Source organism: Blastopirellula sediminis, from assembly GCF_020966755.1.
GTDB lineage: Bacteria > Planctomycetota > Planctomycetia > Pirellulales > Pirellulaceae > Blastopirellula > Blastopirellula sediminis.
Genome location: NZ_JAJKFT010000010.1, coordinates 1,559,260 through 1,571,077, shown reverse-complemented (window position 1 = coordinate 1,571,077; position 11,818 = coordinate 1,559,260). Strand labels below are relative to the sequence as shown.

Here is an 11,818-nt window from a genome sequence, read left to right as displayed (position 1 = left end):
TTCCGCAAGCGCTCATGTCTAACGAAAAATTCGGCCCGTATGTAATCCACGAAACGCTTGGTCGCGGCGGCATGGGAACCGTCTACGTCGGCGTTGATGAACGAACCGGCGATCGTGCGGCGATCAAAGTCCTGCACGGCGGCGCGGCCCGCGGCGGCGCTCGCGAGCGATTTGAACGCGAGATCGAAACGCTCAAGACCCTTCGAGATCCGCACATCGTTCGCCTGTTCGGCTATGGCGAAGAGCCGGCCGGCATGTTCTACGCGATGGAACTGATCGAAGGAAACAGCCTGGCCGAGTTGATCCAGCGTAAACGCGACTTCACCTGGCGTGAAGCGTTCGAGATCGGCCTGGCGGTCGCCCAAGGTTTGAAACATGCCCACGACTTCGGCGTCATCCATCGCGACGTGAAGCCGGCGAACATCCTGATCGACAACGACGGCAACGTGAAGATCTCCGACTTCGGCATCGCACGTCTCTTTGGAGCGAGCGGCGTCACCGCCGATGGTGGGATCATCGGTACCGCCGACTTCATGGCGCCGGAGCAAGCCTTCGGCGATCCGGTCAGCCCGCGCAGCGATCTCTATAGTCTGGGCGCGGTGATCTACGCGATGCTGGCCAAGCAGCCGCCGTTCCGGGCTCGAACCGTTACCGAAGCGCTCGACAAGCTCCGCCACTCCGATCCGCCGCCGATCGATCGTCTCTGCGACGGCGTTCCGACCGAAGCGGCCGATATCATTCATCGCCTTCTGGAAAAGCGCCCCCGCGATCGCTTTCCGACCGCAACGGCGGTGATCCGCCGCATCGAAGCGTTGCTCGAGTCGGAGATCCCCGACGAAGAGGCGTTTCGCATTGAGTCCGCGTCAATCGAAACGCAGACGCCGGAGATGGACGACTATCGCTTGAAGGGAGTCGCCAGCGAATCGGCTCAGCTGATCGCCGATGACGAAACGCGAGTAGCGCCGGAGCCTGCCGCGCCGGAACCTCCCACGCCGGCGAGTCAAACCAAGCATTTCACAACGGTCGCCCAAGATCGCAAGTCAGGCCGCTATTTCACCAGCGAACAAGAACCGACCTCGAATTGGCGCGCCCATCTGCAAACCGGTTTGATCGCCATCGCCCTGATCGTGATCGTGGTGCTGATCTTCTGGCTCCCGCGCTCTCCCTCAGCCGATACGATGTTCGAGCAAATCTCTGCGGCAGTCGACGCCGGTCAGCTGGACGAATCGGGGGACAAGCTTGATTTGTTTTTGGCGACTTACCCGGACGATCCTCGCGCCGTTGAAATCGAAGCGTGGAAAGAAGAGCTGAGTCTAAACCGTCGTGAGCGGCGTTATCGTCTGACGATGCAGTTGGGGCAAAAGTCCGACACGTTCGACGCGGTCGAGATCGCTTACATCGACGCGCTGCGGCTGATCGACGCCAATCCGGAAGAAGCGGCCGCCAAGTTGCGGGCCTTGCTCGCCGTCTATGGTCCGCCCGATCGCCTGACCGGGGACGCTGGCCGCTGTCTCACCTTGGCCCAGCGTCGTTTGGAACAGCTCGACAAACAACTCGCCGAAACCAGCCGCAAACAACTGGCCGAAATCGGCGCTCGCCTAGCCGCAGCCGACAAGCTGGCGGAAGACGAGCCGGAGCAAGCGCGGCAGATCTACCAAGGCCTGATCAATCTCTATGGCGACAAGCCATGGGCCTGGGAAGCGATGGAGAAAGCGCAAGCTGCCCTGGAGAAGCTTCCAGAGCCGAAGCCTGCCGAGACGCCTGCACCGGAGGCAGTGGAAGAAACGACCGAAAAAGAACCGGCGGAAGAAACCGCACCTCCAATGGAGAAACCAGAACCGCCGGCGAGTGAATCAGAGTAGCGTGCCGCGGCTCTCTTCATTAGTAGCCCGAAGCGCAAGCGAGGGAAATGCGGCTGGAAACAACGCCGAAGGCCCAATGTCTTGTGACGGATCGAAGAATTCGTCCTTCACTAGACATTGGGCCTTCTTGTATTACTTGCGAGCGCATTTCCCTCGCTTGCAATTCGGGCTACTATTTTATTCCGCGACCTGCACCGCTCCCTCTTGGCCTGGCTGAATCTGCGGCTGGCCATTCTGCGGGTTGCGTTGATTCGGTTGCTGGTTATCTTTCTGCTCCTTCAGCAACTTTTCTAACGCGTCCCGAATCTTCTGCGGGTTGCCGGCTCCGTTGAGCGTGATCACTTTCGTCGTCGCGACCGGCTTGGCCAACTCGTCGACTCGCTTGATCATGTCGGTCACCAGCGTCATCAGGCTCTCCCCTTCGGTCGAGATGAGGAGCGTGTTAGAGACGTTATCGATCCCGATCGAAAGTTTCCCTTGGAAGGAGACTCGCGTCGGAGCCGCTGGGTTGCTATCGTCCCCAAAGAACGATGAGCGGCCGCTGCGGCTCGAGCCTTGTCGCTGTTCGCCACCCGGTTGATTCTGTTGCAGCGCCTTGTCATTGGACGACAGCAAATCGCGGAAAACGTCCTTCACCGCATCGGCAATGACCGACGCCCTCGAGTAGCGAACCTGGTAGAGCGAGTTGATCCGGGCCGTTTGCGACGTGACCGGCTCTTGCTTGTCGTACAGCTCAATCAGATCAGCGATCGTCTTCAGCTGATCATTATCGGCGCCCTGCACGACGATCGTGTTGGTGTCGATGTCGTAGATGAACTTCAGCGGGCGACGGTTCGACAATCGAAGCGGATCGGCTTGCTTCGATTCTTCAGGAATGCCCCACCACCAACGACGGAACGAATCGTCGGAATTATCCTCATCCTTCTGCTCGAAGAACTCCTCCAAGTTGAGCGTCACCCAAGACGCCGAGGCGTACTTAAGCGTAAAGACGTGCCAATCCTTCGGCGGCGGCGCGAGTTCACGAACCAGGTCCTCGATTCGATTCAACGCGTCGGCGTCGGCCGAGCTGATCATCAACTTGCCTTGCGAGTCGAGCCCGATCTGAATCGGCGGCTTTGCGACCGCCACCGGAGTCGACTCCTCCGCGACGACTTCCGCTTTCTCTTCGGCCGGTTCTGTCGCCGCGACCGTCATTCGCTCTTGGGCAAAATGGAACTTGCCGGGCGATAAACTCGTCGCTTTGTCTTCCGTGCCGGTCGTCGGTTCGGTTTCGGCTTCCTTCGCCGGCTCCTCTTTCGCCGGCAGATCGATCTGCAACGGATTGGTTCCGGCGCCGGGCCACAGTTTCTTGACCCGCTCCATCAACTCGCGGGCCGATTCGGCGTCGCCGACATCAACGCGACGGACCAGATCTCCCGGCATCCCTTCCTGCGGAATCTCGCCGAGCTGCACCAGCAGCTTGTTTACTTCCTGCAGTTCAATATCGTTCGCCCACAACAGCAAGCGATTGCTGATCACGTCAGCGTCGACGCGGAACATGTCGTCATCTTTGTCTTCTTCCTGATTACGACCCCCATATCCGTAGCCGTAATAGGAATAGCTGCTGCGGCGGTTATCTTCCTTCTTCTCTTCTTTGCCCATCATGAAGCGGATCGTGCCGGCGACATAATCAGCCTTCAAACGGCGAAGCGGAACGACCTTGAATTGCCGCCCCGATCCATCAAGCTTCTCGATCAGCTTTTTGACTTGTTGCTGATCCTGCGGTCCGGCGATCGCCACGACCGCTTTGTTCTTTTCGTCGGCGTAGAGGACCGTCGCCGGGTCGAGCCCGCCGGTCTCTTCCAGCACTTTGATCACCGCCTTCGGATCAAGCTGATCGAGCCGGTAGATCTCCATATCGTCAAAACCCTCGGACGCCGCGAACTGGCCATCCTTGGGAACGTCGAGCATCCGCACCGCCTGCGACACCAGAACGATCCGATTCGGCGGCCCATATGCGATCAAGCTGTTATTGCGCGGGTTGACGATCAGTTGCAGTTCTTCGTCTCCGCCGCCGCGAGGCTTTTTCCCTCCCTGCCCTTGTTGCTGCTGCTGCATTTGTTGCATCTGCTGCTGCATTTGCTGCTGCATCTGTTGCATCATCTGCTGCTGGTCGCGTCCCATCGGCATCGAGGGTCCCGACGCTTTCGCCATGCCCAGCAGCAATTCGACCTGCGCTTTGACGTCAGCGGCACGTGTAAACCGGAGCGGGAACTGCAGCATGTTGGTCGACTGCACGGCGCCTGACTGCTCTTCTTGCAGCACGTGGTAGATGTCGAGCAGATTCGACACCACATCAAGCGTCTCCAAGCGGTTCGACGTGGAGAGGGCCGTCATCTTGCCATACGGCTGACTCAGCATCGGCTTCAACTCTTCGACCGCCGAATCGGCCATCAGCCAACTGAGCGGGAAGGAGACTTTGACGAACTCGTGCGGATCGCGATAGCGAAGATCTTCGGGATGAACGCGCGGCACCATCGCCGGATCGAGCTTCTCCAGCTTCGCCACGACCAGGCCATCCTGCTGACGCAAGATCGTATAGCCGCGCATGATCAAACGCTCGTTCAGCAGATCACGCACTTCATCGACGGTGTAGGGTCGCTGCGTGGTGAGATTCAGATAGTCGCCGGGAAGCTCTTGCCAATCGAGACTGGTCCCAGAGATTTCGGCCAACCAGTCGAGGACCGCTTTCCACGATTGGCCGCGAAAGCTGAACTCCACCTTCCCTTTCAAATCGGGACGAACTTCCAGTTCCTTGGGATCGGCCTTCTCCGGCGGATCATCGGGGCGTTTGATCGGTTCGCCCGGCTTCGGCGTCGTATCGGCCGGCTTTTCCTCCATCGGCTTCTTGTCGTCGGGCTTCGCTTCTTCCGATTTGGTCTCGGCCGGCTTCTCGCCATCGACCGGCTTGGCGTCTTCGGGCGGTTTGCCGCCGGGACCGGAACGGGACGAACGTACCTCGACCGCACCGCCGGGCGTCGCTTGCACCGCTTCGACCTTCACATCTTGAGCAAAGGCGGAATAGGCGCAAAAAAGAGCCGCGAAGGCCGCTAAATGCCTAATAATTGGGAGGAGCGCAGGCTGAAGCATGATGGGAATTTAATGAGCAAGGGGTCCAACGAAGCTCACGTTTCCCCCCCACTCTACCACGACGGAGGGTCCTAAACACCTTCTTTGCGCGATTTAGGGGGACTATTTCGATAAAGGAGACGATTGGCGCCAGCACTTCGTTTTGAAAAAAAGATGAAACCCGCATCCTGCGTTAAACCCTTATTTGAGTTACACTTACTTCCACGAACTCACCCCCGGCAAATCTTCGTTCCGGTCGGAAGGAACTTTTGCGTGACAGGTCCCGTCTCAAATACCGAATCGCGGGACCAATGTCGCCTGGGGCCAGCGAGTTGTGCGCGGTAACTTTGCTGGCGACGAAAACTTTGCACTCAAGCGGAAACCATGAACGCCGGGATCCCTGAAGAACTGCTATCGGCTTATCTCGACGGCCAACTCGGCTGTGACGAGGTGGAGCGCGTCGAAACCGCGCTGGCCGAAACTCCAGCTCTTCGGAAGCGTTTGCAAAGCCTGGCGGCGGCTCGCGATGCTGTTCGCAACCTGCCGAAGGCGACTGTTGGCCGTGATCTGACGGCGGACATCTTTGCCGAAATCACTCGCCGTAGCGCCGCTGGCGCTGCGACGGAGACCGAAGTTGATCTTCGCCCCGCTCCGGCGACTCGCATGTCGGATCGTCATCGCCGCACCGCCGATCGGTCGTGGCAATGGATCGGAGTTGGCGCCGCCGCTGCTGCGGTTGTCGCCGCACTACTAGCCATTCCCGCTTTCCTGGGCGGCGAACGAGACGTCAACAACAACGATGTCGCCAACGTCGAGCCGCAGGACAAGTCGCCCGAAGTGAAGCCGGCGCCGACCGAAGTCGTTCCCAGCGAGAACACGCCAGAAACGGCGACGACCGAACGAGCTCCCAGCTTCACCGAGCTAATGGGAACCGGCAATCCGACCGGGAATCCCGAAAATCTGGATAATTCTCGTACAAAGCCTGACCGTAAACCGAACGGACTGCGTATAAAGATCACGTCGAACGTCCCCGATGGCGGCGAAGCGACCGAAAAGATGGAACCGGCTCCGATCGGAACCGGCTCCCTCGCCCGTTCGATCCCTGACCTATCGGGGAAGTTGGATTCGGCGTTCGCTCGTTTTGAGAAACCGGCCGATTTGTCGGCGGAAAATCGGAGACAATTGCTTTCTCTGCTCGCTTCAGAGAAAGAAGTTTCGGACGCGGAAGTCATTGCGGGTTTACGAAAGTTGCCCGAAGCTTTGCGGTCCGGCGGCGAAAAGCTGGGTGACCTCATTTCCAAACTCGATTTGGATGACGACAATCAGCTCGAAAGCGGCGAACTGGCTAGTTCTCTAGCGGAGGCTCGTTTCCACGAGACCGAAGCGGGACGACAAGCGGCTCGCATTTTCTTCCGAATTGACGACAATCATGATGGCGTATGGACCGACGAAGAGGTGACGAAGAACGTTCGCCTGGCCGGCGGTTCGGACCAAGAATTCACGCGAAAGATTCGCTTATGGGATCAAAACCACGACGGCGTGGTGAATTTCGTGGAGGCGGAGTTTAGCGCTCAGGCGCTACAGCGTGAGTTCCAACTGATTGAAGGCAAGCTTTACGATTCGCAAATTCTGGCCCAGGCCCAACGCGTGTTCGCTTCGTCGGATCGAAGCGGAGACGGCGTCCTTTCTGGTCGTGAACTGACCAAAGCCCTGGAGTCGCCCGAAGTTGCCGCCGCCGCACAAGGTCGCAAAACCTTGTCGCTGCATGAGCTTTACCTGCACCTGGAATCGATCGCGCTCGGACTCTAAGCCGCGATTTCATCCTGCCGCCCCCGAAACAATCGCAGCGCTGGTCCGCCAGCCAGCTTGGGCGGCGCTGCGACGCTAGAAGGAGCGAGTGCGAATGTTGCAGGCATCCCGAAACGCTGAGCCTCACGACTCCGGCGATCTGGATTGGATCGTCGGACGATCGGTTGACGGCTTGACGGACGACGCCCAGCCGATGACGGACTGGTGCGCGGAAGAGGATGACGAGACGCCTGCCGCGGAAGATTCGTCAAGAGCCGACGATACCTGGGACGACGACGCACTACGTCGCTATCTCAACGAGATGTCCCGTTCTCCGTTGATGTCGGTCGAAGAGGAACGCCTGGCCGCCGATCGCGTCATCAACGCGCGGCGACGATTTCAGCGCCGCTTGTTCGGCTGCGGCGTCGCGGTCAAACAGGTCGAAAAGCTGCTGGTCGAAACGCTCGACGGTTCGCGTCGACTCGATCGCACCTTCGAGGTGACCGTCACTTCGGCCGCGCTCAAACAACGCGAAATGTTGAAACTGCAGCAGGCGCTGGCTGCGCTGCGCGAAGCGAAACAGCGGAACGAGTACGACCTGACGGTCCTGCTCTCGCCGGAAACTCCAGAACGCCGCAATCAGGCGGTCGAACGACTTCTGCGACGACGTCACCAAACCGCGATCTTGATCGAGGGCCTCGGCCTGCGAATCAAGTTTATCCCCGAAATCGTGACGCGGATCCGCAAGCTGAACAGTGAGCTATGCAATCAGCGTCCGGAACTGAACGACCAGACCCGCTTCCAACTTCCCCGTGCCGGCGTCGGCGCCGAAGTCTGGGTTGAGAAGTATCAAGAGTTTCCCGAAACGCTGGTCTGGCAGTATCCCCGCATCGTGCAGGCCCAAGAGTCGCTCGGCCGCGCTCAACGTACGATTACCTCGGCCAACTTGCGTCTGGTCGTCTCAATCGCCAAGTCGTTCCGCGGACGAGGCCTCAGCTATCTCGATCTGATCCAAGAGGGGAATCTTGGCTTGATGCGAGCGGTCGAAAAGTTCGATCCCTCGCTCGGCTACAAGTTCGCCACCTACGCGACCTGGTGGGTTCGCCAGTCGATCATGAAGGGGATCGCCGATCAGGCTCGTACCATTCGCCTACCGGCGCGTATGCAGGATCGCATCCAAAAGATCAACATCGCCAAAGCGAAGCTCTCACAAGAGCACAGCAGCGAACCTCCGGTCGAACTGACCGCGAAGCATGCCGATCTCTCGGAACGGGATGTCATCGCCGCCGATCGGCTAGGGCGAACCGTCATGTCGCTTGACGCCGCGTCGAACGACGACGATACGATCGGCGAAATCCTGCAAGCCGCTGAATCGCAACCGCTGGGAGACGAACAACATCGTCTACCGCAAGCGATCAACCGATTGCTGGATGAACTGACCGGCCGCGAACAGGAAATCGTCCGTCGACGTTTTGGACTGTATGACGGCCGCGTGCAGACGCTAGAAGAAGTAAGCCAGGCCTTCTCGGTCACCCGCGAACGAATCCGCCAGATCGAAGCGGGTGCACTGCGTAAACTGCGACAGCCGCATCTGATCCGCAAGCTTGATGATCTGATGGAATCGCACATCCACCGCGCCACCGGCGGCATTTCGTAGGGCACGTGATGCGGACCAGACATCGCGACCCGCACAATACTAGCCCGAGGCGCAAGCCGAGGGAAAGTGCTGCGGTGCGTCGAAAAGAAAACCAATTGCTCCCGGCCGCATAGCCGCGAGCGGCATTTCTAGGTGCGCCGGAGTCGATTCCCTCGGCTTGCGCCTCGGGCTAGTATCGGCTCCATTCGAACCGCCGGCCGCTTCTTGGTCCGCATAGCGGACCGAACGCTTAACCCAGCATGTAGACTTCCGACCCGCACTCTTGCGTAATCACTTCGCCAAATAGCGTGTGGGCGGCGGAGTCATAGATCGCAACCGGCAAGATCTGGCCGATCTGGCGGCGGTTGCCGTCGAAGACGACGATTCGGTCGCAGTGAGTGCGGCCAGTGAGCTGGACGATCGGCGAATCTTCAGCGTCTTCTTTGCGAGCCGCCGTCTTGCTGATCCCTTCGACGAGCACTTCGACCGTGTTGCCGATCTGTTTTTGATTGTCTTCCAGGCTGATCCGGTTTTGGATCTCCAACAGCGTGTTGTTCCGCTCCTGCTTCACCTTTTGCGGCACGTCGTCCAAGAAGAGCTCGGCGCCGCGAGTTCCTTCCCGCTCGCTGTACTTGAAGATGAAGCTGTTCTTGAAGCGGCATTCTTCGACCAGGTCGACCGTCATCTGGAAGTCTTCTTCGGTCTCGCCGCAGAAGCCGACGATAAAGTCGCTGCTGACCGCGGCGCCCGGAACTCCCTCACGAATGCGCTGCATCATCTCGCGGTACTGCTCGACGGTGTAGCCGCGCTTCATCCGCTTCAGCACTTCGTTTGAACCGCTTTGGACCGGCACGTGCAGGTACGGCGAAACCTTCTCCAGCTCACGCACGGCGGTCAGCAGTTCGTCGGTCATATCCTTCGGATAGTTGGTGACGAACTTGATCCGACGAATGCCGTCGATCTCGTGAATCGCCGCCAGCAAGTCGGCCAGGTTCCACATCTTCCCAGCGGCGTCGAGCCCGCGGTAGCTGTTGACCGTTTGGCCGACCAGCGTGATCTCAACGGTTCCCTGCTCGGCCAAGTGACGCGTTTCGGCGAGGATATCTTCAGGGCTACGACCTTGCTCCGGACCACGGACGCTCGGCACAATGCAGTAGGTGCAAAACTTGTCGCAGCCGATTTGAATGCGAACGTAAGCCTGAAACGGCGTCGGCCGCATCTCGGGATCGCGGAGCGGATCGAAGCTCTCGTGGCTGCGAGCGATCTCGGCTCGCGAACCATCTTTGCGACCCAAGCTGACTTCGATCTGACGTCCTTCGCCGGCGGCGACCTTTTCGATCAAACTCGGAATCTGATGCAGTTGCCCCGGTCCAACGACCAGGTCGACGTACGGCGCTCGCTGGAAGATCTTCTTTTGGTGGTTCTGCGCCATGCAGCCCATCACGCCGATGATCTTCTCGGGATGGCTCGCCTTCAGATCGCGAAGGACGCCCAAGTGGCTGTACGTCTTGTTCTCGGCCTGTTCGCGCACGCTGCACGTGTTGAAGAGCAGCGTGTCGGCTTCTTCCGGCTTGGTCGTCAGTTCGTACCCTTGCTGACGCAAACTGGCGACTACCAGCTCGCTATCAAGCATATTCATCTGACAGCCGACGGTATCGATATAAAGACGTTTGGGCATGGATCAAATCGTAAGGAAGCGGGTCTAGCGCCGGGCGAAGGCGGCGAAAATTGGAACAGTCGGCGGTTAGGCGGCGTCGCGCGTTTTCTCAAGCAGTTGCTCGAACGCGGTCTGACGTTTCGCCTCTTCTTCGCGGCGCTTCTGCTTTTTCATCGCTTCCGCGGCACGCTCGTGTTCTTCGTCAAAGGCTTTTCGCAACTGGGCGGTCAATGCATTGCGTCGCTGCCGCATAAAGCGAACCAGCGTCATTACGGCCGTATAGGCCGCAACCGCATACAAGATCATTTCCCACTTTGACATACCGGGCTCCCATCCTTGGTCCCAAACCTAACTATAGTAACGGAAAATAGGGGGGCGTAGCGAGAGGGAAACCTGCTTCCGGCCGCGGGAACCCGACGCCGATGCCGGCGCCCGCTCTGCTGGCTCCGCTAGCCGCACACACCCTAAAGTGTGCCTGTCGCATAAAAACCGCATAATCATTCAACTCGCTCCGGTCCTCGCCCGATCAAGAAGAAATCCGAGTAGTCGCGCGCCTAAAGTCAGGCCGCACATCTGTTTGGGGGGGATTTGTTATGAATAGGACGCGAACGAACGACCGAGCGCGGCGTTTCATCGCTTCGGTTTGCGCCTACGGTTGCACCATCGTCTTACCGCTGTCGCTGATGACGGCCACCGCCAACGCCCAGTCACGCTGGTCGACCCCATCGTCGGCCCCACCGGTTGCGGCGGCGCCCGAGGCGAAGCCCGCTCTGCCGCAAACCACCGCTCCAGCGGCAGCTGTACTACCAGCTGCTGCGGCGCCAACGGAAACCGCTGCCCCTGCGGCGGAGCCCACGGCGACGCCCGCTCCGCCGATCGAAACAACCGCCGCCGCTTCGGCCGCGTCCGAGTTGCCGCCGGTTCCCGGCCTGCGACGACTTCCGCCGGTCGAGCAGGAAGCGATTCCGCAGACCGTCGCCGCGATCACCAACCCGCCGAGCGAAAGGACCGCCGCGCCGATCGATTGGCGTCGTCCGACCATGGTAATGGGCCCGGCTCCGGCTGAAGCCGAACCGCACCAATCGCGGGTTCAGTTGATCAGCAATATCGCTCCGCAACCGCAGCGAACTCCCCAACCCGAAGTCGCTCAGGCGGTCGCGACCAATAGCCCGGCTACGGAAATCATCCCGGCTCACACCACGCCCGAAAATGGAGCGACTCCCGCCGAAACGAATCCGGTCGAAGCCGAACCGGCGCCGTCGCAGCCGGTCGCAACCTCCCGTTACGCCGCCACTCCGGCTCCGGCCGTCACGATGCCGGCCGTCACGCCGGTCAGCAAGATCGCGCCCCGCTACGCCGCGACCACGGAACTGGCGAACCCGGCGGAGAAGACTCTCCAGCCGCCGGCCGAGAAGCCCCACTTCGCTCGCGTCACCGACGAGTCCCTCTCGTCCCCGGCGCGGGAAGATGGCCTCTCGCCGATCTACGTCTGCCGCTTGCTCGGCTTGAAGGCGGCGAAGAAGTAAACCGCCAATTTATCACGTAGGGTAGATGGAGCCAGCGCAACAAAGCGACTGGCTCCTTTGACGTTCTTGGCTGGCGTAACCCACCTGGAACTAGCCGACGCATTGTTGGGTTGCGCTTCGCTGCACCCAACCTACGCCGACATCGCGCCAAATGCGCGCAATCGTAGCCCGAGGCGCGAGCCGAGGGAAAGCGTTGGGATCGCCAGCCACTTCCGATCGTGGCGTCTGAGCACATTCCCTC

General features: G+C 59.8%; 7 protein-coding genes. 4 read left to right on the top strand and 3 right to left on the bottom strand.

From position 1 onward, the window contains the following. Positions 1–14 precede the first annotated feature (14 nt). Positions 15–1,862, top strand: a complete 1,848-nt coding sequence (locus tag LOC68_RS18040) for a serine/threonine-protein kinase (protein WP_230221316.1) — start codon at positions 15–17, stop codon at positions 1,860–1,862. Between the two features lie 177 nt (positions 1,863–2,039). On the opposite strand, the gene LOC68_RS18035 is transcribed toward LOC68_RS18040, so the two are convergent. Then, a complete protein-coding gene (locus LOC68_RS18035) occupies positions 2,040–4,904 on the bottom strand; it encodes a secretin N-terminal domain-containing protein (RefSeq protein WP_230221314.1) in 2,865 nt (954 codons plus the stop codon). 450 nt (positions 4,905–5,354) lie between these two features. Between LOC68_RS18035 and LOC68_RS18030 the strand changes: the two genes are divergently transcribed. After that, complete coding sequence (locus tag LOC68_RS18030) at positions 5,355–6,779, top strand: hypothetical protein (RefSeq protein ID WP_230221312.1); 1,425 nt, start codon at positions 5,355–5,357, stop codon at positions 6,777–6,779. 94 nt (positions 6,780–6,873) lie between these two features. Next, entirely contained in the window at positions 6,874–8,415 is a 1,542-nt protein-coding gene (locus LOC68_RS18025) for an RNA polymerase sigma factor RpoD/SigA (RefSeq protein ID WP_230221310.1), read from the top strand. Positions 8,416–8,644: 229 nt separating this feature from the next. On the opposite strand, the gene miaB is transcribed toward LOC68_RS18025, so the two are convergent. Continuing rightward, complete coding sequence (gene miaB, locus LOC68_RS18020) at positions 8,645–10,072, bottom strand: tRNA (N6-isopentenyl adenosine(37)-C2)-methylthiotransferase MiaB (RefSeq protein ID WP_230221309.1); 1,428 nt, start codon at positions 10,070–10,072, stop codon at positions 8,645–8,647. Positions 10,073–10,138: 66 nt separating this feature from the next. Further along, on the bottom strand, positions 10,139–10,372 hold the full coding sequence (locus LOC68_RS18015; RefSeq protein WP_230221307.1) for a hypothetical protein: 234 nt from the start codon (positions 10,370–10,372) through the stop codon (positions 10,139–10,141). Positions 10,373–10,644: 272 nt separating this feature from the next. Here LOC68_RS18015 and LOC68_RS18010 point away from each other — a divergent pair, with 272 nt between their 5' ends. Further along, positions 10,645–11,577: a hypothetical protein gene (locus tag LOC68_RS18010; RefSeq protein WP_230221305.1), complete on the top strand. Its 933-nt coding sequence runs from the start codon at positions 10,645–10,647 to the stop codon at positions 11,575–11,577. The last annotated feature ends 241 nt before the right edge of the window (positions 11,578–11,818 follow it).